This window comes from Vibrio metoecus, assembly GCF_009665255.1.
GTDB classification, from domain to species: Bacteria; Pseudomonadota; Gammaproteobacteria; order Enterobacterales; family Vibrionaceae; genus Vibrio; species Vibrio metoecus_B.
Window position 1 is genome coordinate 2,576,811 of sequence record NZ_CP035686.1, and the last position, 24,497, is coordinate 2,601,307.

Annotated in this window: 23 protein-coding genes; 11 read left to right on the top strand and 12 right to left on the bottom strand. The window is 42.6% G+C overall.

Annotated features, from left to right (window positions below; genetic code table 11):
* Positions 1–3: 3 nt before the first annotated feature.
* The 8 genes from rfbH to EPB59_RS11740 all read right to left on the bottom strand — a co-directional run bounded on the left by rfbH (position 4) and on the right by EPB59_RS11740 (position 9,207).
* Positions 4–1,317, bottom strand: a complete 1,314-nt coding sequence (gene rfbH, locus EPB59_RS11705; RefSeq protein ID WP_154172869.1) for a lipopolysaccharide biosynthesis protein RfbH — start codon at positions 1,315–1,317, stop codon at positions 4–6.
* Positions 1,317–2,399: a CDP-glucose 4,6-dehydratase gene (gene rfbG / locus EPB59_RS11710; RefSeq protein WP_154172871.1), complete on the bottom strand. Its 1,083-nt coding sequence runs from the start codon at positions 2,397–2,399 to the stop codon at positions 1,317–1,319. Before rfbG ends, rfbH begins: the two co-directional genes overlap by 1 nt.
* Positions 2,399–3,175: a glucose-1-phosphate cytidylyltransferase gene (gene rfbF / locus EPB59_RS11715; protein ID WP_154172873.1), complete on the bottom strand. Its 777-nt coding sequence runs from the start codon at positions 3,173–3,175 to the stop codon at positions 2,399–2,401. Before rfbF ends, rfbG begins: the two co-directional genes overlap by 1 nt.
* Positions 3,176–3,199: 24 nt before the next feature.
* On the bottom strand, positions 3,200–4,168 hold the full coding sequence (locus EPB59_RS11720) for an FAD-binding oxidoreductase (RefSeq protein ID WP_154172876.1): 969 nt from the start codon (positions 4,166–4,168) through the stop codon (positions 3,200–3,202).
* Positions 4,165–5,436 carry a UDP-N-acetyl-D-mannosamine dehydrogenase gene (gene wecC / locus EPB59_RS11725; protein ID WP_154172878.1) on the bottom strand — a complete coding sequence of 424 codons (1,272 nt, stop codon included), beginning with the start codon at positions 5,434–5,436 and terminating at the stop codon, positions 4,165–4,167. The genes EPB59_RS11720 and wecC overlap by 4 nt, the downstream gene beginning before the upstream one ends.
* Positions 5,437–5,526: 90 nt before the next feature.
* Positions 5,527–6,654, bottom strand: coding sequence for an ISAs1-like element IS1358 family transposase (locus EPB59_RS11730; protein ID WP_154172880.1), 1,128 nt, complete (start codon positions 6,652–6,654; stop codon positions 5,527–5,529).
* A 175-nt stretch (positions 6,655–6,829) separates the two neighbouring features.
* On the bottom strand, positions 6,830–7,954 hold the full coding sequence (wecB, locus tag EPB59_RS11735; RefSeq protein ID WP_154172882.1) for a non-hydrolyzing UDP-N-acetylglucosamine 2-epimerase: 1,125 nt from the start codon (positions 7,952–7,954) through the stop codon (positions 6,830–6,832).
* A gap of 116 nt (positions 7,955–8,070) precedes the next feature.
* Positions 8,071–9,207, bottom strand: a complete 1,137-nt coding sequence (locus EPB59_RS11740) for an LPS O-antigen chain length determinant protein WzzB (RefSeq protein WP_154172884.1) — start codon at positions 9,205–9,207, stop codon at positions 8,071–8,073.
* Positions 9,208–9,424: 217 nt separating this feature from the next.
* On the opposite strand from EPB59_RS11740, the gene rfaD reads away from it, so the two are divergent.
* The 3 genes from rfaD (at position 9,425) to EPB59_RS11755 (ending at position 12,874) form a co-directional block, all read left to right on the top strand.
* Complete coding sequence (rfaD, locus tag EPB59_RS11745) at positions 9,425–10,369, top strand: ADP-glyceromanno-heptose 6-epimerase (RefSeq protein ID WP_154172886.1); 945 nt, start codon at positions 9,425–9,427, stop codon at positions 10,367–10,369.
* 158 nt (positions 10,370–10,527) lie between these two features.
* Positions 10,528–12,300: a polysaccharide deacetylase family protein gene (locus EPB59_RS11750; protein WP_154172888.1), complete on the top strand. Its 1,773-nt coding sequence runs from the start codon at positions 10,528–10,530 to the stop codon at positions 12,298–12,300.
* A gap of 13 nt (positions 12,301–12,313) precedes the next feature.
* Complete coding sequence (locus EPB59_RS11755; protein ID WP_195706995.1) at positions 12,314–12,874, top strand: acyltransferase; 561 nt, start codon at positions 12,314–12,316, stop codon at positions 12,872–12,874.
* Positions 12,875–12,885: 11 nt separating this feature from the next.
* On the opposite strand, the gene EPB59_RS11760 is transcribed toward EPB59_RS11755, so the two are convergent.
* From EPB59_RS11760 to EPB59_RS11770, 3 genes are read right to left on the bottom strand one after another with little or no spacing between them, the layout of a single operon-like run.
* A complete protein-coding gene (locus EPB59_RS11760; protein ID WP_154172892.1) occupies positions 12,886–13,878 on the bottom strand; it encodes a hypothetical protein in 993 nt (330 codons plus the stop codon).
* Complete coding sequence (locus EPB59_RS11765) at positions 13,859–15,091, bottom strand: O-antigen ligase family protein (protein WP_154172894.1); 1,233 nt, start codon at positions 15,089–15,091, stop codon at positions 13,859–13,861. Before EPB59_RS11765 ends, EPB59_RS11760 begins: the two co-directional genes overlap by 20 nt.
* The gene (locus EPB59_RS11770) at positions 15,088–15,813 is read right to left on the bottom strand and encodes a glycosyltransferase family 25 protein (RefSeq protein ID WP_154172896.1); all 726 of its coding nucleotides are present in this window, start codon (positions 15,811–15,813) and stop codon (positions 15,088–15,090) included. The genes EPB59_RS11765 and EPB59_RS11770 overlap by 4 nt, the downstream gene beginning before the upstream one ends.
* 187 nt (positions 15,814–16,000) lie before the next feature.
* Here EPB59_RS11770 and waaF point away from each other — a divergent pair, with 187 nt between their 5' ends.
* From waaF to EPB59_RS11810, 8 genes are read left to right on the top strand one after another with little or no spacing between them, the layout of a single operon-like run.
* Positions 16,001–17,038: a lipopolysaccharide heptosyltransferase II gene (gene waaF, locus EPB59_RS11775; protein ID WP_154172898.1), complete on the top strand. Its 1,038-nt coding sequence runs from the start codon at positions 16,001–16,003 to the stop codon at positions 17,036–17,038.
* On the top strand, positions 17,035–18,084 hold the full coding sequence (locus tag EPB59_RS11780) for a glycosyltransferase family 9 protein (RefSeq protein ID WP_154172900.1): 1,050 nt from the start codon (positions 17,035–17,037) through the stop codon (positions 18,082–18,084). Before waaF ends, EPB59_RS11780 begins: the two co-directional genes overlap by 4 nt.
* A gap of 2 nt (positions 18,085–18,086) precedes the next feature.
* The gene (locus EPB59_RS11785; protein WP_000049393.1) at positions 18,087–18,869 is read left to right on the top strand and encodes a glycosyltransferase family 32 protein; all 783 of its coding nucleotides are present in this window, start codon (positions 18,087–18,089) and stop codon (positions 18,867–18,869) included.
* Positions 18,869–20,149, top strand: a complete 1,281-nt coding sequence (waaA, locus tag EPB59_RS11790; RefSeq protein ID WP_195706996.1) for a lipid IV(A) 3-deoxy-D-manno-octulosonic acid transferase — start codon at positions 18,869–18,871, stop codon at positions 20,147–20,149. The genes EPB59_RS11785 and waaA overlap by 1 nt, the downstream gene beginning before the upstream one ends.
* Positions 20,146–20,526: an HAD-IIIC family phosphatase gene (locus EPB59_RS11795; protein ID WP_000734013.1), complete on the top strand. Its 381-nt coding sequence runs from the start codon at positions 20,146–20,148 to the stop codon at positions 20,524–20,526. The genes waaA and EPB59_RS11795 overlap by 4 nt, the downstream gene beginning before the upstream one ends.
* Positions 20,517–22,100 carry a capsular biosynthesis protein gene (locus EPB59_RS11800; RefSeq protein WP_154172904.1) on the top strand — a complete coding sequence of 528 codons (1,584 nt, stop codon included), beginning with the start codon at positions 20,517–20,519 and terminating at the stop codon, positions 22,098–22,100. The genes EPB59_RS11795 and EPB59_RS11800 overlap by 10 nt, the downstream gene beginning before the upstream one ends.
* On the top strand, positions 22,097–22,840 hold the full coding sequence (locus EPB59_RS11805) for a glycosyltransferase family 2 protein (protein WP_154172906.1): 744 nt from the start codon (positions 22,097–22,099) through the stop codon (positions 22,838–22,840). The genes EPB59_RS11800 and EPB59_RS11805 overlap by 4 nt, the downstream gene beginning before the upstream one ends.
* Positions 22,837–23,760, top strand: coding sequence for a WavE lipopolysaccharide synthesis family protein (locus tag EPB59_RS11810; protein WP_154172908.1), 924 nt, complete (start codon positions 22,837–22,839; stop codon positions 23,758–23,760). The genes EPB59_RS11805 and EPB59_RS11810 overlap by 4 nt, the downstream gene beginning before the upstream one ends.
* Here the strand turns inward: EPB59_RS11810 and EPB59_RS11815 are convergent.
* Positions 23,757–24,467, bottom strand: coding sequence for a 3-deoxy-D-manno-octulosonic acid kinase (locus EPB59_RS11815; RefSeq protein ID WP_195706997.1), 711 nt, complete (start codon positions 24,465–24,467; stop codon positions 23,757–23,759). The two genes, EPB59_RS11810 and EPB59_RS11815, sit on opposite strands and share 4 nt — an antisense overlap.
* Positions 24,468–24,497: the final 30 nt, after the last annotated feature.

Sequence of the window (24,497 nt, forward strand, 5' to 3'; positions counted from 1 at the left end):
TGTCTAAAAGCTTACACCAAAAAATTCTTCGAATTTCTCAATCACAAAATCTAACTGCTCCTTAGCTAAGCCTGGGTATACACCAATCCAGAAAGTATTATTCATAATTAAATCTGTATTGGTTAACTCACCAACCACGCGGTAATTCACATGCTCAAAATAGGGTTGACGGGTTAAGTTCCCCGCAAAGAGTAAGCGAGTACCAATCTTGAATTGATCCATGAACTTCAATAGATCCACACGCTCAATGCCACTCTCAGGGCGAATTGTGATTGGGAAACCAAACCAAGATGGATCCGAGTTTTCTGTTGCTTCCGGCAGAATAATGAACTCTTCACATGAGACCAAGCCCGCTCTTAGGTAGGCGTAGTTATCTTTACGTTTCTGCACGAGATCTTCGACACGGTCCATCTGAGCGAGGCCACAGGCTGCTTGCATGTCGGTAATTTTTAGGTTGTAACCTAAGTGCGAGTAGGTGTATTTGTGGTCATAACCATCCGGTAACGAGCCTAACTGCTGGTCAAAACGTTTACCGCAAGTATTATCACAACCCGGTGGGCAGTAACAATCACGCCCCCAGTCACGGAATGATTCAACCAGCTTGCGCAGTTCTTTATCTTTCATAAATACGGCGCCACCTTCACCCATTGTAATGTGGTGGGCAGGGTAGAAGCTTACTGTCGCAATATCACCAAATGTACCGACCATCTGGCCGTTATAGGTTGAACCCAGTGCGTCACAACAGTCTTCAATTAACCACAAGTTGTACTTATCTGCGACACGGCGAGCTTCGGTCAGATCAAAGGTATTACCCAATGTATGCGCAACCATGATGGCTTTGGTTTTTTCAGAGACCGCTGCTTCAATCATTTCTGGCTTAATTTGGTATGTCGGAATGTCTACATCGACAAAAACTGGTACCAAACCATTTTGAATCGTTGGGTTCACCGTTGTTGGGAAGCCGGCAGCGACGGTAATCACTTCATCACCCGGTTTTAATTGACGGTCACCAAGCTTAGGGGATGTCAGCGCAGTCAAAGCGAGTAGGTTTGCTGAAGAGCCAGAAGTTGTGGTTAATAGGTAAGGAACACCAATATACTCTGCTAAGCGCTTTTCAAATTGTTCGTTAAAGCGCCCTGTCGTTAACCATCCATCGAGCGATGCATCAACCATCAACTGTAGCTCTTTTGCTCCTAGTACTTTACCTGATGGCGGCACGACACTCTCACCGCCGATAAACATCTTCGGCGCAAACTCAATCGCAGCATACTGAGCGACTAACTCAGCGATCTGGCTTCTCAACTGTTCTTTCGACATTACTCTTTACCTACTCGTGCTTTCATATATTGTTTGATTTCATTGATCGTGTATTGGTGCATGTCTTCTTTTGCAAGCCATGCTTTTTGCCAAGCGACGATCTTTTCTAATGTGGTGTCTAAATCCCAAACAGGCTGCCACTTAAGGCGCATTTTCGCCTTTGAGCAATCCAGTTTAAGGTAATGCGCCTCATGAGGATGCTCTCCCGCACTCAAGTGCCATTGCGCACCATTCCCCCAATACTCTCTCAAGCGATTGACGATCCACTCAACTGGCTTTGCGTCTTCATCTTTCGGTCCAAAATTCCAGCCTTCCGCATAGTCTGGGCCATCGGTATACAGTTTTTCTGCAATGGCAATGTAACCAGACAGTGGTTCTAGCACATGTTGCCAAGGGCGAATTGCGTGCGGGCTTCGAATTTCAACGCTCTGATCTTGAGAAAAAGCTTTAAGCATATCAGGGATTAAGCGGTCTTCTGCCCAATCACCACCCCCAATCACATTACCCGCACGAACCGACGCTAATGCGCAACCATGTTGAGTGTATTGTTCTTTGTTAAAGAAAGATTGGCGGTAAGCGGATGCAACGAGCTCTGCACAGCCTTTGCTGTTGCTGTAAGGATCATAGCCCCCCATAGGCTCATCTTCGCGATAACCCCATACCCATTCACGGTTTTCATAACACTTATCCGACGTGATGTTAACCACTGCCTTAACACCACCGATTTGCTTAACCGCCTCCAACAAGTACACCGTTCCCATAACGTTGGTGGAGTAGGTTTCCATCGGTTGTTGATATGAAAGGCGAACCAGTGGCTGAGCAGCCATATGGAAAACAATTTCTGGCTTAAACTCGTACATACTTTGTCGTAAATGTGTAAAGTCGCGAATGTCGCCTTCTTCTGTGTTCATGCCTGCCCATACCTTGGCTTCTTCGAACAAGCTAGGAGTGGTAGGTGCTGAAAGGGAATAGCCTTTCACTAACGCGCCCATTTCTTGAAGCCATAGTGAAAGCCAACCACCTTTAAAACCAGTATGACCCGTAATAAATACACGTTTACCTTGCCAAAATGCAGGATTCATCATCGCTCCCAATTTTTCCAAGGGGCCTTGCCACTTTGCCATAATTCTTCAAGGTAGACTTTGTCGCGCAATGTATCCATTGGCTGCCAGAAGCCTTGGTGCTCATAGGCCATGAGCTCCCCCTCTTCTGCCAGCTGATTCAATGGATATTGCTCCCATACACAACTATCACCATCGATGTAATCAAGAACTTGAGGCGACAGTACGAAGAAACCACCATTGATCATGGCTCCGTCACCTTTAGGTTTCTCTTTAAAACTGTTGACTTGGCCTTTCTGAATATCGAGTGCACCAAAGCGCCCTGGTGGATACGTCGCGGTTAACGTCGCTTTTTTACCATGACAAAAGTGAAAATCGATCGTTTTTTGGATGTCTATGTCACCGACACCATCGCCATAGGTAAAACAAAAGGCTTGTTCATCTTTAACGTGCTCAGCAACACGTCTCAAGCGACCTCCCGTCATAGAATTATCACCAGTATCCACCAACGTCACAGACCATGGTTCGGCTCTCTTACGGTGAACGATCATTTCATTTTGTTTCATGTCAAAAGTCACATCAGACATATGCAAAAAGTAGTTCGCAAAATACTCTTTGATGACATACCCCTTGTAACCACAGCAAATCACGAAATCGTTAATACCATGAGTAGAATACTGCTTCATGATGTGCCAAAGGATTGGCATACCACCAATTTCTACCATAGGTTTTGGCTTAACGGCGGTTTCTTCACTTAAGCGTGTACCCAAGCCGCCTGCTAAAATTACTGCTTTCATTTGTTCTCCAACTCACTTTGGTAATTATTTTGCAGGTATAAAAGCATCAGAGTAAAAATGCTCTGATGGTAGGCCATTTTCGATTAAGAGTGCCTTTGCTGATTTGATCATATTTGGTGACCCACAAGCATAAACGGAAACATTTTCTAAAGAGCTAAAATCACTTAGCACTGCATCTTGTATATAACCTTTTCGATATTTTCCACTGTTCATTTCTCTCGACAAGACAGGAGAAAAATGGATATGTTCGTAGGAGTTCGCCAACTCGTGCAATTCCTCAAAATATAATTCTGTAATGTAACGCATCCCCCAATAAATATAGATACTCCTTGTATCTTGACATTTTATCAGCTGTTCAGTCATCGCCTTGATAGGTGCAATTCCCGTTCCTGTCGCAACAAATATTAAAGGTCCATTTCCGTTTCTAATAAAAAAAGTGCCTTTCGGTCCCGAAACTCTCATGAGTTGATTTTCATTTACTTGACCGAAAATAAGTTCAGACATCTTGCCTTGAGGCACTCGACGTATGTGAAGCTCAATTTCTTTACTGTCTGACTGTGTATTAGCAATAGAATAACTACGCTTTATCCCCTTAAACATTAAATCAACATATTGCCCAGGTAAGTAGTCGAACTTACTCGTTGGTGGGAAGCGAAGCCTCAGTATTGCAATATCTTTAACGGGATAATTGATGCTCACAAGTTTACAAGGCAGAATCTGTTCTTTGAGATGTGCTAACTCTGGATAATAATTCGCTTTTAAAACTGCATTCGATTTTGGCTTCGACTGGCAAGTCAAAACAGCCCCACTTGTAACTAACTCACCATACTCGTTTTCAATTTCGCCAGATACAACTTCAGCTATACATACTCCGCAGTCACCAGTTTTACAACTATGTTCTAGAGGAAATGAACTATTCAGAGCGTCATCAAGTAAATTATCTTCACTCCTGTAACTTACCCCTGCTGGCTGAATTTCAATGTGATAACTCATAGCCAGATACCTTTTGTATCTACTAAATGCTTTGTATTTAAAGGCTCTGATTTAAACTCAGTATGATCAACGAGCAATACGTGAATATCAGCAGTAACCTTTGCAACTTCAAAGCTCTGTAGAGCTACTTGTTTTTCCAATGAACTAGGTAATTGATGGATATTAGGTTCAACGGCAATAACTTTACCAGCATGTGAAGATGCGATTTCTTTTACGATTTGCATTGCAGGACTTTCTCGCAAATCATCTATATCAGGTTTAAAAGCTAACCCATAGCATGCAATTGTAATATCTTTTGCAGTTTTATCCGTATTCTCTTGTAGAAAGTCTGCAATAGCCATTTTAGTTTTACTAATAACCCAGCTTGGCTTGCCATCATTGACTTTTCTTGCCGCATGAATGATTTTTGCTTCTTCTGGCGTTTTTGAAACGATGAACCAAGGGTCTACGGCAATACAATGACCACCAACTCCAGGCCCTGGTTGTAAAATATTTACACGAGGGTGACGATTCGCCAAGGCAATAAGCTCCCACACGTTAATATCTAGCTTATCACAAATAATAGATAACTCGTTTGCAAAAGCAATTTGAACATCGCGAGAACTATTTTCGGTGAGTTTAGCCATTTCAGCCGTTCTCGCATTAGTTATAAGGCACTCACCTTGAACAAACGTCCTGTAAAGCTCAACTGAACGCTCTGAACATGTTGGAGTCAGACCACCAATCACACGATCATTTTCAATAAGCTCACGAACAACATGCCCTGGAAGAACGCGTTCAGGGCAGTGTGCAATATTAATGTCAGCTTTTTCACCGTGTGTTTGCGGAAATGTTAAATCAGAACGTACATTAGACAACCATTCAGCCATTTGCTCTGTCGCACCAACTGGTGAAGTCGACTCTAGAATCACTAGATCGCCCTTCTTTAAAACAGGAGCAATCGCTTTACTCGCAGCTTCAATATAAGAGAGATCCGGTGCGGGAATATCACCATCTGTACAAGGCAAAAATGGTGTGGGAACTGCAATCAGAAAGGCATCTGCTGCTTCTGGTTTGGTAGTCGCTTTTAAGTAGCCACTACTAACTGCAGTGTGCACCATCATATCTAGATCCGGTTCCATGATATGAATTTTACCTTGATTAATGGTATCAACAGCATATTGATTAATATCCACACCGATCACTTTCTTTTTACGTGATGCAAACATCGCTGCAGTAGGTAAACCAATGTAGCCTAAGCCAATCACTGAAATGGTTTCAAAAGACATGTTTATAAGTCCTAAAGATGAAGTTTATAAATTAGGTTCTAGGAGGTATTTTCAAAGCTACTTGCCACGGAAACCGCATGAACATCACCGTCACGTAAGGCTTTCAAGAACCTTACTTAGGTACTTTTCGTCCATTGCGCAGTGCATCCGTTTACGTTTGATACCACCTTTAAACGTGGTTTCGCTCTTTAATAGGTTCAAGCATATCTGCCTGATCCTTGCAAAAGCCTCTGCTCGATCGTCCGCTCTAATACGCGAATTGTCCTCACAAAATGCAGTATCAAGTGACCAATGCATGACCTCTACACCCCAGTGAGAACGTGTCGCTTCAAGTAACGTTTGAGCTTCCAATTCTTTAGAGCATATGTAGTAACGAATACTCACATCTTGCTCTGTTGCTACTGCCGATTCTTGTCGAATTGAAGCCACGATGCCCATTGATTTAAGCCCAGGCCATTCATGTTCAATATCACCCAAAACCGACAAATCGCGATTCACTAAAGCCACTCTTGTTTCTATTCTTCCGTGACTTTTTTCTTGGGTACTATAAGAACTACCGTCGAAGTCTTGAAGCATGTCCATTCGAAAATAATCATCAAAAGCTTGCTCAAGCATTCCCTGATTGCCTTTGACCGCCAATAAATAATCCGATTCTTTATCACGGATTTTTTGCGCTATTTTCTTTTGGCAGCCCATGGCATCAATCGTAATCAAGCAGCCTTTTACATCTAGCAAGTCTAGTAGCTTGGGGATCGCGGTAATCTCGTTACTCTTAGAATCAACCTTCAGTTGTCCAATGCTCATTCCATTTGCTGTAGCAAAAGCGTTCACCATATGGATCGTTCCCTTGCCTTTTGAGCGGTCATAAGAGCCGCGTAATGTTTTACTGTCGATGGCAATCACTTCACCATCCGTCAGTGTATGGCAGTCCTTCATCCAAGCAATGAAGCTTCTTTGCAAAGCGACAGGATTAATCATACCCATCACGCGAGACAGCGTATCCGCAGAAGGAATTCCAGCTTCAAAGTGACCATATCGTTTAAGGAAATCTAAGCGAGCATTACCAAAATCGATAATGCCATCCCAGCCATCGTGACCCGACAAAACACCACAAATTGTCAGCAAAATAATGTCTGATAATTTGTGTTCTACTTTGCTTTCTTGTCGATAGTCTTTAATGATTTGGAAATGCATAAATGGGTTGATTAACTCGCTCATATGTAGGCTCCTATATTGTCTAGGAGCAATTACAAAACAACTGAAATGATCTACAAGGTGATCTTAAATTTCATCGGGTTACATCAAAAAACTGAGATTAAGGAAGCATTGGTAACTAATTCTAAGCAACACCGCAGCCCTTATATATCGACGACCTTCATGCGGTTTCCCTGAGCTACTTGCACAGTGAATCTAGAATTCGCTGACACGCTTTACCATCGCCGTACGGGTTATGAGCATAGCTCATTGCTTGATAGGCTTCGCTATCGGTCAGCAAGGTACTAATGTTGAAGACGATTTTTTCTACGTCGGTCCCCACCAATTTAACTGTCCCAGCAGCTACCGCTTCAGGCCGCTCGGTGGTATCGCGCATAACCAGCACTGGTTTACCAAGGGAGGGAGCTTCTTCTTGGATTCCACCCGAATCAGTGAGAATAATATGTGCACGGTCCATTAAATAGATAAAAGGCAGGTATTGCTGCGGCTCAATCAGTAGCGCGTTTTTCACACTACCAAGAATGCGATTCACTGGCTCACGTACATTCGGGTTTAGGTGCATTGGGTAGAGAATTTGCACCTCAGGGTGCAGTTGGGCTATTTGTGCCAACGCTTCACAAATACGCTCAAATCCATCACCAAAGCTTTCACGGCGATGGCCAGTAACTAAGATAAGTTTTTTGTTCTCATCCAGATAAGGGAATTGTGCGGCCAAGGCAGCTTTGAGATCTGCATTTTGCTCAATTTTCTCTTTCACCATTAGCAACGCATCAATCACCGTATTTCCAGTTACGAAAATATTCTGTTCTAAGTAGTTTTCTTGTAGTAAGTTTAGCTTTGAAGTCTCTGTAGGGGCAAAGTGGTACTTAGTTAACGCACCAGTAAGCTTACGATTCGCTTCTTCTGGCCATGGTGAGTAGATATTACCAGTGCGCAGACCAGCCTCAACGTGTCCAATAGCAATTTGCTCATAATAGGCGGCAAGGCTAGCTGCAAAGGTGGTTGCTGTATCACCATGGACTAATACCACATCGGGTTTGAAATCTTCTAATACAGGTTTTAACCCTAATAGGATCCTCGTCGTTACTTCATTAAGCGTTTGGCCAGCTTTCATCAAATTGAGATCATAGTCTGGCATTATTTCAAATAACTCCAAAACTTGATCTAGCATTTCACGATGCTGAGCTGTTACGCAACATTTAGCTTCAAAACGCTCATCTATTGCCAATGCATGAACCAGAGGGGCCATCTTTATTGCTTCTGGGCGAGTACCAAACACCGTCAAGACTTTCTTCTTGGACATTTTCCAACCTAGTTTAAATTATCAAATCACGAAAACCACACGAGCATTCACGCAATGCAAGAATGCAAGGGAGCCAAGTGTCTTACCTAATTATTACGTTTCGATTACTCTGAGTCTTAAGTCTTTTCCTCTTCGCTTTTAAACGCAAATCTCACCAAAACAATCGCCACCCCCAGCATTCCACCAAGCAAACCACCAAGCACCACAATCAAAGCACGCTTAGGTTTATCCCGAGTGAGTGGTTGTTCCGGTTGGTCTAAATAGTAAAAACCGTTTACCGACCACTTAGGCTCTGCACTCAGCATTTCTAAGTCAAATTGGCTCAGCTTACTTTGTAAAATAGCCAGTCTTGGCTCAAACACACTCAAATCTTTAATCGATTTTAAAGCGTCCACTTTAGCTTTTAAGGCGCGGCTACCAATATTAATCGCAAAAAGCTCTTGCTCACCTAAATTTTGTACTGGCTGTTTAATATCAGCCGCTTCAGCAATCGTTAATGCATATTGAGTGCGCTCTAATTCAACCTGTAAACGTAATTGTGCTTGTTGAAGTAAGTTCTTCTCTTGCTGTGTCAACTCGCCATATTTTGCTGCCAAGGTACTAATTAAATCATCATTGAGCTGCTGATTAAGGGTTTGGTTAACAAACTGAACATAGTCATTAAGTAAGGTTAGGCTGCTGGCTTTATCGACAGACTGAAAGCTTAAGGTGAATATGTCGTTGGTGTTTTTATCGACAGCAGATGCTTGAATGCGATCAAACCACTCCTCGTATAGCTTCTGAATAACTTCCGGATCATTGGTTTGCTCCAGCATCTGCTTTTGTAAAGTTAAAAAAGTAGGGTTATTTTGCATAAAGCGGCGTTTGGTGCCGTTAGCATTAAACGTTTGAATAAACTGCTGAAAAATGAGCTTAGGGGCAACCAAGCTATCTAATGCATTACTGACAATAATGGTGCCATCTTCTTGATACACATCAAACAGAGGTTGATAACGCTTTACCGCCTGTTGATAACTAGCAATACCTTGCAATTGTGGCTGGCTAACGGTTGCTTTGGCACTCCACCATTCTTGAGCGGTTAATGCATAGCCTATGGCGGTCAAACTAAAAAGCAATGTGGTCATAATGATTAGCCACTTTCCTTGCCATAGGGCTGAAAAAAGCTCTCTTAAATCAATTTCATCATTAGCAGGATAGGCGTAATGTGGGTATTGTGGCGGCTGAACGGGAGGGGTATTGGCTAATGAACTCACTGATTGCTCCTGCAGTATAGAAGTACAAATTTTTGACACGCTACCGCCCTTAGGTCTCGCTCCTAATAGCGTTATACAACATGCATTTTGCCAAGGAGTTTAAACCAAAACCTCTTACAGGGCGAGCCCTCAAAAGACGGAGCTTAGATTTTGTGATTACAGTAAGAAAATGACAGGCTATAATGCGTGCAACTGTTCGCATCTATAGGAATTCATAATGATTATCGTAACTGGCGGCGCTGGCATGATTGGCAGCAACATTATCAAAGCGCTTAATGAGCGTGGTATCACTGACATTCTGGTCGTCGATCATTTGAAAAATGGTCGTAAGTTCAAAAATTTGGTTGACCTACAGATTGCTGACTATATGGATCGAGATGACTTCCTAGCTCAGATCATGGCCGGTGATGATTTCGGGTCCATTGACGCCATTTTCCATGAAGGTGCTTGCTCTGCGACCACAGAATGGGATGGCAAATATGTCATGCTCAACAACTATGAATACTCTAAAGAGCTGCTGCATTATTGCTTAGATCGTGAAATTCCCTTCCTTTATGCTTCTTCAGCAGCCACTTATGGTGAAACCGATACCTTTATTGAAGAGCCGCAGTATGAAGGTGCACTCAACGTTTACGGTTACTCGAAGCAGCAATTTGATAACTATGTGCGACGCCTATGGCTCGATGCTAAACAACACGGTGAAACCTTATCGCAAATTACCGGTTTTCGTTACTTCAACGTATACGGTCCTCGTGAGCAGCATAAAGGCTCGATGGCTTCGGTTGCCTTTCATTTGAACAATCAAATGAACGCGGGTGAAAATCCGAAACTATTTGCTGGCAGTGAGAACTTCAAACGTGATTTCGTGTATGTCGGCGATGTCGCTGCGGTCAATTTGTGGTTTTTAGATAATGGCGTATCCGGCATTTTCAACTGTGGTACAGGTAAAGCGGAATCGTTCAACGAAGTGGCGAAAGCGGTGATCACATTCCATGGTCGCGGCGAAGTCGAAACCATTCCATTCCCAGACCATCTTAAAGGTGCTTATCAAGAGTTTACGGAGGCTGACCTTACCAAACTTCGCGCAGCTGGCTGTGATGTACAATTCAAGAGTGTGGCTGAAGGTGTCGCTGAATATATGGCGCTGATTAATCGAAAGTAAGGGATACTCCTACCCCCTCCCCCCTAAAAGGGGGAGGAACAAACGGAATTAACCCCTTGTAGAGAGGGGAGAAATAGAAGAATTGCCTCCCAAAAGGGAAGGTGTAAAAAATTGGCTCCTAAAGGGGCGTATAACCAGATGTGGAAATTGGAGTTTAGATGAATATTTTGATGGCCCTATCCCAACTCGAAGTGACGGGAGCCGAGGTGTACGCCACTAGTGTGGGTAATGAGCTCACTCGACGTGGCCATCAGGTATTTTATGTTTCCGATACGCTCACCAAAGCTCGCGATGGCCTATTTTTTAAACTGCGCTTTAATAAACGCAGCATCCCACGGCGCTTTTGGCATGTTGCCTATCTGGTTTACCTGATCAAGAAACATCAGATCCAGTTGGTCCATGCTCACTCACGAGCGTCAAGCTGGAGTTGCCATATTGCCTGCCGCTTGACTAATACCCCTATGGTTACCACGGTACATGGTCGTCAACCGGTACATGCTTCACGCAAAAAATTCCATGCAATGGGAGATAAAGCACTGCCTGTTTGCGAAGCAATACGAGAGCAATTAATCAAAGATCTCGATGTACCAGAGAGCCAACTGCACGTAAGCCGTAATGGGATAGAAACAGGTACCTTTAAACGCAGCGCTGCACCCAATAATCCTAAGCCTGTTATCTCTATCATTGGCCGACTCAGTGGCCCGAAAGGTGAACTTTGCTATAGGTTGCTAACCGAGTGTTTAGACCTCGACCGCTACCAAGTTCAAGTGATCACTGGTACACCATTGACCGAGCGTTTTAGCGCACTGCAAGATAAAGTCTCATTTCCCGGCTACAGCGCTAACGTTGAACAAGTAATGGCTCAATCAGATTTAGTGATTGGTGCAGGGCGAGTCGCGATTGAAGCACTACTGTGTGGCCGCCCGACCCTTGCGATTGGTGAAGCAAGCTGTGTGGGCATTATCAAACTGGAAAATCTTAACCAAGCCATGGCAACCAACTTTGGTGATATTGGCCCACAAGATTTGGCGATTGATTTCCAGCAGATTCCCGCTTTAATTGAACAAGGCCTAAGTCAGCCACACTGTGCTCAAGAGATCACCGAGCAGATCAGGCTTAACTATGATTTACAAGCGATTGTTGATGAGCTTGAAAGCCTTTATCAAACCGTCTACGTCAGCAAGTTACAGCGAGAAGTCCCCATCATCATGTATCATCGCTTTATTCGTGATGACAGCGAAAAAGGGGTGCATGGAACCTATTTACATGTGAAGCAGCTTGAGAAACATTTTCAGTTACTCAAGAAAATGGGGTTTGAAACTTTAACCTTTAAAGACCTAGCCGAGAAGGGATTTATTCATCGCTTACAACCGGGTAAGCGTTTTATCATGATTACCGTTGATGATGGCTATCGCGACAACTATGAGTTGTTACTACCGCTGCTCAAAAAGTATCAATTTAAAGCCGTGGTGTATGTGGTGACTGGCGAGAATTTTAATCGCTGGGATGTCGAAGTTAGTGACAACCCAGAAAAAGTGGTGCCTTTGATGTCACCGGAGCAAGTTAAAGCGTTACATGACTCTGGATTAGTAGAAATTGGGGGTCATACGATGACTCATCCCTTTTTGAGTAAGCTCAGCGAATCAGAACAACGCGAAGAGATATTACGCAACAAACTCGAACTTGAAGCGCTAATCGGAGAGCCACTGACTTCCTTTGCTTATCCTTATGGTGACCATGATACAACCTCTAAACAACTGGCTAAGGAGCTAGGTTACCCATTTGCCGTAGCGACCAACAGTGGTCCACTTTTGATGCATCAAGATCCCTATCAAATTCGTCGGATTGCGATTTTTCCAAGAACCGACACTTTTGGTCTGTGGCGAAAAGTGAAAGGGAATTATCTATTTAGAAAAATGAACAAAAAATAATAAGAGGTTGCAGATGGCTGGCTTTGGTTTAATTGCAAAACTACGTAATAAAATTCGGGTAAAACCTAACAACAGCATTCAAATAGGTAAAAATACTCGTATTCGCTATTGCGATATTTATGTCAATGGCAATAATAACCAACTAATTATTCATGATGGTGCAAATTTAAAAGGCGTCTCCATCGAGCTCAATGGCAATAATTGTCTATTAGAAATAGGAGCCAATTGTGTTATTGGGCAAAATTGCTTTATCTCTTGTCGAGAACGCAACACCAATCTTAAGATCGGCAATGACTGCATGCTCTCACGAAATATAAAAATCATGACCAGTGATGGTCATGATATTTTACATGATGGAAAACGAATTAATTCGGCTAAAAATATTTATATCGGATCGCATGTATGGTTAGCAGATAATGTTACCATATTAAAAGGTGTTCACATTGGTAACAACTCTATAGTGGGGATAAATTCAACACTCACAAAATCAATAGAAACTAATGTTATTGCTGTTGGTAACCCAGCCAAAGTTATTCAAAACAACATCAACTGGGAGGAAAAATTAACTTATTGATAAGTTAACCTTCAGCGAGATTCTTTAATCTGCTTTAACCAATCAGAAAAAGCATCTAACTGCCGCTTAAAACGGTTAATTTCTTTTTGAATCTTTCCTATTCTTTCGTTACTCAGCTTAGAAAAAAGCTTATACATAGAGGTTTTTTTTTCTTTCCTATCAAGGCCATGTAGATAAGTTGGCATATCAACTTTTTTCTCAAACTTTCCCATTACTTCAAAACTAACTTTCAAATGGTTATTACCAGTAGTTCTGACTACTGCGTATGGGAATTCATAAAATCGAGAGATTACTCCACACTGTAATAACATCTCATTAAAGCTTGCCTCGGGAGCACTAATTCCACCAAGATTAACTTTATTAAAGTCCATATAAAATCGATTAAAGAAATTCACATTACCATTAAATACACTATCTATCGTCTGAGGAGTACTAATATAAAATATGTCAGACGCAAGAGGAGTGTATATCTTTTTATTTCCCTGTGAGTGTTGATGCGCACCATTAGAAAAATGAATACACACATTTTTTGCAAATTCAAACTCTTGGATATAATCATCCAAATTCAGCCTACACAATGGCATGACATCTGGTCTTAGTGTAATAACGAAATCATAATCAATAGAATGACTTAATGAATATTCTCTTCTAAGCTCGTTCACCTTTTGCTGGGAATGGAGCATAGCTTTCATTGAACGTAAAAGAATATTATTATTTCCATTAAAATAGCCTTGCTGAACAACAATTGAATTATCTTCAATTTCTAATGCCATAGGTTGGTAATATTCGATCAAATCTTGACGATTAGTTATAATTATAGGCCCACTTTCTGGCACTGATTTATGCCATGTTGGATCATTATGCTCTTCTGTTTCCCATGTATGAATAAATATATCACAATCATATTCAGAAATAATATGTTCTATTTGGTAAGGAAACGTTTCACGATAACTTCTTAGGTGACCAAAAAACTGCAATGCAATTTTATAGTTTTTCTTTTTCATCAAATCTAACCCCAAATAGAATCATACAAACCAAACCATACAAAATTACCGTATGATTATATAAGAATAATGAATCAAACCATAAGCATATGGCGGTAAACATAGAAATAGACATACCAAATAGCTTAGAACAATAACATTTAGAATTAAATAAAGAAACACTCGGAAAGAAAATAAAAAACAAAATCAAAATCAAACCTAATAACCCACTATCAACGAACGCTTGAATATATTGATTATGAAAATTAGGATTAGGATGAATTAAAAAGTCACTTAAATAATATGGATATATGTTATCAGAAATTCTCTCTGAAGAAATAGCCTTTACCAAATTTCTTTCTGTACCTAATATAATATTACCTGATGCTATATCTAAACCAGCCTCCCACAATTTTATACGTATACCCGATGATGACTTATAGTCACTATTTTCATAGTTATGAACCTGAATTACAGCATCTGTTATTCTTTGCTGTACTATTGGAATACTCCATAGCATCATAGGAAAAACTATATATCCTATTAGCATGCTGAAAATATTCACTCGCGATGGAGCCTTAATTACAGATAAAATAGTTAAAAAAACAAAAACAATCAATATTGAAAGTAAAGTTGCTCGTGTTTGAGTTAAGATGATGGAGTAAAATGACAATAAAATCCCAATAAAAGACAGTATTATCTCAGCCAATGTTTTATCATTAAACTTCAAGGTGAAATAAAGTAAAGCTATTAAACAAACCCCTGAAAAATAGGAGTACGGTATGGGGTTTATAGCTAAAAAACCAGCCCTATCAATCTCAAGAAAAAAAACTTGATAACATGCATTCATTCCCAAAAAAATCGAAGATGCAATTAATAAATAAAAAACAAACTTCTGATTAAACCTTATTAAAGGGAAAAACAAAAAGTAAAGAAAAATGTACAATATCGAACGAGGAAAATCTGAGTTACCCTCATTAATGTATTGCATGAAAAAAAAATACCCGCAAAAGATAAAGGAGCCAATTATAATTATTTTTTTCTTTTTTAAATCCACTTTCCATAATGGATAAAATCGCGCTGCACAGTAAAGCGCAGAAACTATAGTAACCCTAGAAAAAAAATGCTTTGAGTCTGGAATGTTAAATATAACCATAAATGTCACAATAAATGGTGAATATATGATTAAATCTTCAACCTTAATCCAAAGTTTATTTATTTTACTATTTATCATATCATTTTTCTATTGTGGTAAGACATTATAATCTTTCTATACATAGAATAGGCCTCGCGAATTGGCTTTCGAAACCACTTAGCTTCAGCCTCTTCATTTAATTGGATGGTAGTTCCAAAGTCCTCTGGATTTTCAACAACGTAAGGTTTAAATAAATAAGATGGCATATGATGTATATACAACGAGCCTATATAGTTATCTACTGGCATACACCACTGTTTAGAACCTAATAATAGCTTATTAGCTGCATTAGGAGAGATTGCATATGAACGTGTCCCTCCAAAATTATTACTCATAAAGGCTATCTGATAACTACCGTTATATTCTTTAGTGAAAAGTTGACACCTTTCCGTCTCTGGTTCTAATCTCAAAAAACCATACTCATGTACTTTCCTCTCTATCGTAGGGAAGAGATCTACTAACTTGCTATTTATTGCTGCATCATCTTCAATCACTAAAATAGATTCATTAAGTTTTACGCATTTATCCCAGAGTAGATAATGGCTAGCATAGCAGCCTAACTCTCCTTTGGATGGCATTCGACCACTCGTCAACCATAACCGCTTAAAGTAGTTATAGTTAGAAAACAGAGGATGTGGGGGTTCAACTCTTCCATCGACAGCATCAAAAAACTCAAACTCTAATCCCAGAACATCAAATTGTCTCTTAATGTTATCTCTCCTTTCTGGAGAGCGTTTGAGGCTAATCACAAAGATTTTCATTTTTGAAATCCAGTGTTGTTCTTCTCATTACTTCAGTATGGGGTAATTAGAGCATATTTGTATTTAAGTTAGAACGTTTTTGTCTACGGTAATCAATTTGATAAGCATGACTTTAACAACAGGCAGGTTATCATCTTTATACCAGTATGCTATTCTCACGACGAATTGATGAGAGCATTGTAGGCAAATGAAAATTCTTGTTATTGGCCCTTCTTGGGTAGGTGATATGGTCATGTCACAAAGCTTGTACCAGCGCCTAAAACAGCAGCACCCTGATGCACAGATTGACGTATTAGCTCCTGCTTGGTGTAAGCCAATTTTGGAACGCATGCCTGAGGTCAATCAAGCGATTGAAATGACTATCGGTCATGGTGCTTTCAATCTGCTTGGGCGCCGGGCGATTGGGTGTGAGCTGCGCGATAATCGGTATACCCATGCCATTGTGCTACCTAATTCAGCCAAATCAGCCTTGATCCCTTGGTTTGCTAACATTCCAAAACGTACCGGCTGGAAAGGGGAATTTCGCTATGGTTTGCTCAATGATTTGCGCCCAAATAAGCGTGTTTTCCAATATATGGTGGAAAGATATGTTGCCTTGGCCCACCCAAAAGCCACGATGCTTGCCGATGTTTCGTTAGAACGTTGCCCAAGGCCTAAACTCATCATCGACTCGATTGCGCAGCAAGCCGCTCGACAGCGACTCGGTTTAGTCTCATCGCGTCCTGTCATTGGACTATGTCCTGGTGCAGAATTTGGCCCCGCGAAACGCTGGCCTGATCATTACTACGCTGAAGTTGCTCGTTATGCTATTGAGCAAGGTTTTCAAGTATGGCTTTTTGGCTCAGCAAAAGATCACTCCGTCACCACCCAAATTCAACAGGCTTTAAGTGAAGAGCAACAGGAATACTGCGCTAATCTCGCCGGCGAAACCTCTCTCATCGAAGCCGTTGATCTGCTTGCAGCTTGCCATACTGTGGTCAGTAACGATTCTGGTCTAATGCATGTTTCAGCCGCTGTTGGTTGTAACATTGTGGCAATTTATGGTTCAAGCTCTCCCAAATATACGCCACCACTGACGGATAAACTGGCAGTCGTACATACAGAGATCGAATGTCGTCCGTGCTTTAAGCGAGTTTGTCCGTTAGAACATTTAAATTGCTTAAATCAACTAAAACCTGCACAAGTCATTAAAGCTTTAGATAAATTTATTGGAAAAGATTCATGAAACACCTCTGGTTTGAAAAAGGTGCTTATGCTTCGAAAGCGGCACGCCAATACTTAAATGACCATTTTAACCCTCTAGCAGTTAAGAAAATTGCTGTCATTCGTCATGCAGCACTTGGCGACCAAGTCATTGTGCGCCCCTTTTTAGTTGAGGCTAGAAAGTTCTTTCCTAATGCCGAAATCACCTTGGTCACAGTGTCAAACTACCTCTATGGAACCCCCTCAGAGCTAGCGGACAAAACAGTAATAATGAAAAGCCGCGATGATTCAAAACAGCTGTCACTCAAGCAAAAATGGCAAGACTATAACCAACTGGAAGCACAAGACATTATCTTTGATGTGGCTGGTACGAATCGCTCTTACTGGATGACATTACTGACTAAAGCGAAACTCAAAGTGGGCTTTCCTTACAAACCCTTTTTATGTGGCACTTTGTATAACTTGGCAGTCTTTCGCTCTGATTTTCAACCGGAAGTGGAATGCATGCTCGATATGCTGAAAATCCTTGGCCACAACCCGAGTTATCCGCTTGATTTTGCTTACCCTGACAATAGGCAGATCTGCGATCATACCGCTCCGTATATCGTCTATTTCAGTGGTGCCTCCCAGCTGCGCAAAATTTTAACTAAGCCTGAGATGCGGGCAGTGATTGAGCAAACTATTCAACAACAACCGAATGTGAAACATGTCTTTCTTGAAGGAAAGAATGAGTTTGAAAAAGGTGAGTATTTACAAGACCTAGCCGACAATGGCTCGTTAACGATTCAACCATGTTTGCCTCTTGATGACTTAGTCACCTTCATTGCGAAAGCGACTCTGGTGATTGCCCCCGATACGGGCATCCGAAACGTGGCAATATCAACTCACACACCAACGGTGGGAATTTTTTATGCTACGGTTCCCTTTCGTTACACCCCTCTCTATGAAGCGCATACTATCGTGATGAATGCGAATGGTGAAAAACCGTCTACTGAGCAAATTACCTCAGCGATTGATACAACATTAAAAATGCGCTTGGCTGCAGCCAAAAACACACAGGAACAATGAATATGAGCAAAGTAACCGTATTGATCGCCAACCGACTGATTCGTCTGACTGGCAACCTATTTAAAATGCTCTCTTACCCATTTCATTGGGTGTTTCCAAAGCTGCGTTTTACGATTCCCGCTTATTCACCAGCCAAACTAAAAATGCGCGCTAATGCCACCATTCCGCGCACTATTTGGCAAACCAACTTCACCGATCAAGCTTCACTACCGGTTTACCTTAACTATCTGTTTAACCGCCTGATGTCGCTCAACTGTGACTATCGTTATGTGAGTACCGAAGCGCGTGGTGAGTTCTTAAAAGAACATGCATCACCAGAAGTTTATGACGCTTATTCACGCCTCACGAACGGTGCAGCCCAAGCCGATTTATGGCGTTTAGTGGTACTTAATACCTATGGTGGAGTGTATATGGATATTGATGCCACGCTGGTATGGTCGCTCGATAAGCTGCTTGGCGACTCACAAGAGCTGTATATTCGCATTAAAAATAATACCGAGATCACTAACTACTTCATTGCCACCGCCCCAAACAATCCAGATCTACAGGCCACCATTGAACAGGTGGTTTATAACGTGAATCACTACGAGCCTTCCATGGGGGTATATCACTCCACAGGGCCAACAGTGCTCAATAACATTTTGTCGGCTAAAGCGGTGATTCACACCCAAGATCGTAAATACGTATGTATTCAGGGCACGTTCACCAATGAATACTTCCAATACATTGATAAACCTCGTGGTAAATGGACACACATCAATCCCGAAGATCTCGTGAAAAAATAATGCTGCTCCGTACGCTTTATACGCTTTTACTCACTTTAGCTGCACCGTTTTTACTGTATGGCCTCTATCGCCGTAGACAGGGGAAACCCAGTGTCGGAAAACGTTGGAAAGAGCATTTCGGCATTACCCCACCACTAAAAACCGCAACCCCACCGATTTGGATCCATGCCGCGTCGGTGGGTGAAACCTTAGCGGTAACGCCCTTGATCAAACAAATTAAGCAACGTTCACCAAATACACCAATTCTACTGACTACCACCACCCCGACGGGTGCTGAACAAGCGGAAAAATTGGCGGATTGGGTTGAGCATCGTTATACCCCGATTGATTTTTCCTTTGCGGTGAGAGGCTTTTTGCGTCGTATCCGACCTTACCAATTGATCATAGTGGAAACAGAACTGTGGCCAAATACTCTACACGCAGTAGCCAAAGCGGGTTTGCCCATCACTCTCGTGAATGCACGGCTTTCGGAGAAATCCTATCGCGGTTATCAGCGAATTCGCCCATTTTTTAACTGCATGACGAAGCATCTCAGCCTAGTGTTGTGTCAATTCGCAGACGATGCGCAGCGTTTTATTCAGCTCGGTGTGGAAGAGAAAAAAATCAAAATTACCGGTTCGATTAAGTTTGATATCAGCATCACCGATGAGGTGATTGCTCAAGGTGAAGCGCTCAGAACGGCTTTAGGAAACCATCGCCCAATCTGGATAGCCGCAAGCACGCATCAAAGCGAAGATGAAATCGTCTTAGCGGCACATCAAGCGATCCTCAAGCAGCATCCTGATGCTCTTTTGATTTTAGTGCCGCGCCATCCTGAACGTTTTGCGGCGGTGCATAAGCTCGCAGCCAGTCTCTTTTCTGTGCAAACTCGTAGCAGCCAACAAACAATAGCCTCCGACACTCAAGTGTATCTAGGCGATACCATGGGCGAGATGCTGGTATTACTCGGAGCCTCTGATGTGTGTTTTATGGGAGGCAGTTTAGTGGGCAAAAAAGTCGGCGGGCATAATTTGCTTGAACCTGCCGCACTGGCAAAACCCATCATTACAGGCCCTAGCTTTTACAACTTTACCGATATCACCCACGCACTCATGAATGCACATGCCTGTGTGATTGCTGACCAACCAGAAACCATTGCCAAGCAGGTGAACCATTGGTTTTCTGATGTTCAAGAACGGCAGCAATGCGGAAAAAATGCGTTAGAGATTGTGATGCAAAATCGTGGGGCTCTCGAAAACACCTTGATCGAATTAGGTTTTACTAAGGAATTCGTCCAATGAAAAAATTGATCGTCGACCTCGACGGCACTCTCACCCAAGCCAATACTTCCGATTATCGTAACGTGCTACCTCGGCTTGATGTGATTGAGCAGCTTCGCGAGTACCACCAACAAGGGTTTGAGATTGTGATTTCGACGGCGCGTAATATGCGCACTTATGAAGGTAACGTCGGCAAAATCAATATCCACACGCTTCCTATCATTACTGAGTGGCTGGATAAACACCAAGTGCCTTATGATGAAATTTTAGTGGGTAAACCTTGGTGTGGACACGATGGCTTTTACATTGATGATCGTGCCGTGCGCCCTTCCGAATTTGCCTCGATGAGTTTGGAAGAGATCCACCAACTCTTTGAGAAGGAAAAATCATGTTCCTAATTATGTCTGGTGCCTATGTCGGCCAAGAGTTGGAATCTGAATTTGGGCGTATTCCTCCGAGTTTTCTGCCGTTAGGCAATCGTCGCCTGTTTCAGCATCAAGTCGCTTTGGCACCACAAGGCGTAAAAGTCTACCTCTCTTTACCTGAGTCTTATGTGGTCTCAGAGATTGACCTCCAGTGGCTTGAACAACATCAGGTGACAATTATCGCTACACCAGATGGACTCAGCTTAGGGGCATCACTGGTGGCAGCACTCAATATTAGTGGACACTCACTCAATGCACCGCTGCACATCCTCTACGGTGATACGCTATTCAACCAACTGCCAGTTGGCGATGATATCGTCAGCGTTTCCACCGCAAAAGACAGCTATAACTGGGCCGTATTAACTAATGATGACGTTGATTGGCTACAAGACGCCAATACACCCATGAGTCACGAAAGTCAGCGAATTATCGATGGCTACTTCAAGTTCAGCCGCCCACGAGAACTGGTTCGTTGTATCACACAGAGTGAGTGGAAGTTTATTGCTGGTCTCAATCGCTATCATAAAAGCGTAGGCTTAAGTTCCGTTAATTCAATCGGTTGGCTCGACTTTGGCCATGTAAATACTTACTATCACTCCAAAGCCGAATTCACCACCCAACGCGCCTTTAATGAGCTGACCATCACCGCTAAATGGATTGAAAAGTCGAGCATCAAGAACCAAAAAATCGCATCTGAAGCTTACTGGTTTGACAATCTGCCAATGGCGATGCGTGGCTTCATTCCACAATATTTAGGCAGCCAAAACAGCGAGGGGAAAATATCTTATCGCTTAGAGTATCTCTACCTAACAGCACTGAACGAGTTATTCGTTTTTTCCAGATTACCGAGCCAAATCTGGCAGAAAATCTTAGCTAGCGCGGTGGAGTTTTTAAGCCTATGCCTTGAGCAAGCGGTCGAGCCAAATGCTCCTATCAATACTCTCGACATACTGTTTTCCGATAAAACCGCTCTACGCCTCAAAGAATTCTGTGCAGCACGACACATCACTTTAGAAGATCAATGGCAGTTCGCTGGACAAGATGTTTCGCTCGCGCAAATTCTACGTGATAGCCAAAAACATCTGCCTAATGGGGAACCCTTGTTAGGGGTCTTGCACGGTGATTTTTGCTTTAGCAACATTTTGTATGACTTCCGAGCCAACAAAATTAAGACAATTGACCCTAGAGGGATGACGCCTGACGGCCAGAAAACACTGTATGGTGATATCCGCTACGATCTCGCTAAACTGAGTCATTCGATTCTTGGCTTGTATGACTGGATTATTGCCGGTTACTACCATGTTGAAATTAGCAATAACTCGATCGAATTAAAGATTGCCGAGCAGACCCATCATAAAGAGACGCAACAAGGTTTTATCGAACTGATTGAACAGACCTTCGGTCTCACGGCGAAAAATCTCTACGCGATGCAAATTCAACTATTCCTTTCCATGTTGCCTTTGCATGCCGATGATCGTCGCCGCCAAGATGCCTTGTTTGCGAATGCATTTCGTCTCCATCAAATTTTACTGAGGCTTGATCAATGATTGTGATCCCAATGGCGGGAATGAGTTCTCGTTTCTTTAAAGCCGGCTATACCCAGCCTAAATATATGCTTGAAGCCCATGGTCAAACCCTGTTTGAACACTCGGTCAACAGCTTTGCCTCGTATTTTGCTAGCACTCCGTTTCTGTTTATTGTGCGCAATGTTTACGACACTGCTGCCTTTGTGCGCGAAAAAGCGACTCAGCTTGGCATTAAACAGTTTTACATTGCTGAATTGCATACAGAAACTCGCGGCCAAGCAGAAACGGTGACTTTAGGCTTAGAAGAACTCGCAAAACAGGGCGTGGACTATCAAGGCTCGATCACTGTGTTTAACATCGACACATTCCGTCCGAATTTTGTATTTCCTGACATTAGCCAACACAGCGATGGCTACCTAGAAGTGTTTCAGGGCAGCGGTGACAACTGGTCTTTCGCCAAACCAGAACATACAGGCAGCACCAAGGTGATTCAGACTGCCGAGAAAAATCCGATTTCCGATCTCTGTAGTACCGGCCTTTATCACTTCAATCGTAAAGAGGATTACTTGGAGGCATATCGCGAATACGTTGCCAGACCTAGCCAAGAATGGGAGCGAGGCGAGCTATACATTGCGCCACTCTACAACCTACTCATACAAAAAGGGTTAAATATTCACTACCACTTGATCGCGCGCCATGAGGTCATTTTTTGTGGCGTGCCAGATGAGTACACTGACTTTTTGAGGCAGCCACAACCATGATCAAGATTGATGATGAAGCGATCACCTTTGTTGTACAGGGACCGGTACAAGCCAGTGCCAGTCGTCAGCAAATCGCGGGCATCACCGAGCTGTGTTTGAACTCCATACGCCACTTTTTTCCTAAATCGACCATCATTCTGTCTACTTGGAAAGGGCAGCCGTTGGATGGGCTCGATTACGACCAAGTGTTGGAACTGGATGATCCCGGCTCAAATACCGTTTTTTATGACGGTCAGCCAATTAAACTCAATAATAACCGTCAGATGTACAGCACCCACATGGGGCTGAAAGCAGTAAAAACGCCTTATGCTGTTAAGTTACGTACCGATAACCTACTGACGGGTCGTCAATTTGTTGAGTTGTATGAACAATATGCCGATCTCCCCCGAGCGCAGAATTATCAATTTTTGACTCAACGGGTGCTCACTAGCAGCACGTTTTTTATTTCGAGCCACTACGGGCATCCGGTTTATTTTCATAAAAGCGATCTGTTTGATTTTGGACTGACTCAAGATCTCCTGACTATTTGGTCTGATCGCTGGATACCAGAATTACACTTCACGCTTAAACCGGGCTACAAAGCACGCCACCCAGCGACAGAGCAAGTTTTGTGTCTGAATTGGATCTCAGCACTACTCGGTGAAGATCACCATGTTGAGAGCAAAACCTGCGATCACGCAGGCTTAGGTGAAGACTTTTGGCCACAGTTTATGGCTAATAACTTACTCATGGATTGTCCAGAAAATATTGGATTGGATGTCACTGAGCGCTTCTATAAACGAGGTAATCTGGCGCTTGAATATGACCTTAAGGATTGGCTGTATCTTAATGGGCAGACTCGTCGTCCGCTTGATATTAAGCGCTTATATCGCTACTACCGTTATCAAGAAGGCAAGCTTTTACGTAAGCTCAAATCCTAATCGACCAATTGGTAACCTTGCACTACAGGTTGCCAATCGAATTCGCTCCATTTAACGGCTCGTTTGACAACTTCTTTCTCAAACGACCTCTTCAATCGTTTGAGATTCCCTTGTTTCCAAGAATCTCCAATTTGCACATAACACTTATCAAAATCAATAATCCATACCTTCTCTTGGTCATCAATCAAGATGTTATGAATATTAAGATCGGTGTGGTTAACTTGCGCATCGTGCATTTTGCGGATCTCACGGCCGATTTTACGATAGAGTTCATCGCTGATCGGGCTTTCTTGCAAAATGCTCACCAGATCGCGGGCATTCGGCACCTTTTCACTTAAGAGATCGGCTTTATACAGTAGCCCGTGGTTTTGTACGCGAGCGGCAATCGGGCGCGGCACGTTAACGCCAGCATCGCGCAAGTGATTGAGCAGAATAAATTCTTGATAGCTGCGAGTCTTTTCCCAACCAGTGAACCCGTAAGAATCGGCCACTAGTTTGCCAAACAAACCACCGCGGCGATAATGACGCAACGCACCTTGTGTCTGTTGCAACTGTACAAACCACGTAGTGCCTCGTCCTGTCGCGCTGCCGAGCACTTTACCATTTTGCTGCCAAAACTCGGGGTTACAGCATTGACTTGGGTCTTCATGCAAAAGCGCGTCGTCAAACCAAACTTTCTGCTGCGCGTCGTTGAACGTCTGTATCAAGGGGCGATTCCTATCGTTATCCGGTAGTTT

Excerpts from the sequence above, each read along its gene's own strand:
- rfbH (WP_154172869.1), bottom strand. The coding sequence starts at position 1,317 with ATGTCGAAAGAACAGTTGAGAAGCCAGATCGCTGAGTTAGTCGCTCAG.
- rfbG (WP_154172871.1), bottom strand. The coding sequence starts at position 2,399 with ATGAATCCTGCATTTTGGCAAGGTAAACGTGTATTTATTACGGGTCAT.
- rfbF (WP_154172873.1), bottom strand. The coding sequence starts at position 3,175 with ATGAAAGCAGTAATTTTAGCAGGCGGCTTGGGTACACGCTTAAGTGAA.
- EPB59_RS11720 (WP_154172876.1), bottom strand. The coding sequence starts at position 4,168 with ATGAGTTATCACATTGAAATTCAGCCAGCAGGGGTAAGTTACAGGAGT.
- wecC (WP_154172878.1), bottom strand. The coding sequence starts at position 5,436 with ATGTCTTTTGAAACCATTTCAGTGATTGGCTTAGGCTACATTGGTTTA.
- EPB59_RS11730 (WP_154172880.1), bottom strand. The coding sequence starts at position 6,654 with ATGAGCGAGTTAATCAACCCATTTATGCATTTCCAAATCATTAAAGAC.
- wecB (WP_154172882.1), bottom strand. The coding sequence starts at position 7,954 with ATGTCCAAGAAGAAAGTCTTGACGGTGTTTGGTACTCGCCCAGAAGCA.
- rfaD (WP_154172886.1), top strand. The coding sequence starts at position 9,425 with ATGATTATCGTAACTGGCGGCGCTGGCATGATTGGCAGCAACATTATC.
- EPB59_RS11750 (WP_154172888.1), top strand. The coding sequence starts at position 10,528 with ATGAATATTTTGATGGCCCTATCCCAACTCGAAGTGACGGGAGCCGAG.
- EPB59_RS11755 (WP_195706995.1), top strand. The coding sequence starts at position 12,314 with ATGGCTGGCTTTGGTTTAATTGCAAAACTACGTAATAAAATTCGGGTA.
- EPB59_RS11760 (WP_154172892.1), bottom strand. The coding sequence starts at position 13,878 with ATGAAAAAGAAAAACTATAAAATTGCATTGCAGTTTTTTGGTCACCTA.
- EPB59_RS11765 (WP_154172894.1), bottom strand. The coding sequence starts at position 15,091 with ATGATAAATAGTAAAATAAATAAACTTTGGATTAAGGTTGAAGATTTA.
- EPB59_RS11770 (WP_154172896.1), bottom strand. The coding sequence starts at position 15,813 with ATGAAAATCTTTGTGATTAGCCTCAAACGCTCTCCAGAAAGGAGAGAT.
- waaF (WP_154172898.1), top strand. The coding sequence starts at position 16,001 with ATGAAAATTCTTGTTATTGGCCCTTCTTGGGTAGGTGATATGGTCATG.
- EPB59_RS11780 (WP_154172900.1), top strand. The coding sequence starts at position 17,035 with ATGAAACACCTCTGGTTTGAAAAAGGTGCTTATGCTTCGAAAGCGGCA.
- EPB59_RS11785 (WP_000049393.1), top strand. The coding sequence starts at position 18,087 with ATGAGCAAAGTAACCGTATTGATCGCCAACCGACTGATTCGTCTGACT.
- waaA (WP_195706996.1), top strand. The coding sequence starts at position 18,869 with ATGCTGCTCCGTACGCTTTATACGCTTTTACTCACTTTAGCTGCACCG.
- EPB59_RS11795 (WP_000734013.1), top strand. The coding sequence starts at position 20,146 with ATGAAAAAATTGATCGTCGACCTCGACGGCACTCTCACCCAAGCCAAT.
- EPB59_RS11800 (WP_154172904.1), top strand. The coding sequence starts at position 20,517 with ATGTTCCTAATTATGTCTGGTGCCTATGTCGGCCAAGAGTTGGAATCT.
- EPB59_RS11805 (WP_154172906.1), top strand. The coding sequence starts at position 22,097 with ATGATTGTGATCCCAATGGCGGGAATGAGTTCTCGTTTCTTTAAAGCC.
- EPB59_RS11810 (WP_154172908.1), top strand. The coding sequence starts at position 22,837 with ATGATCAAGATTGATGATGAAGCGATCACCTTTGTTGTACAGGGACCG.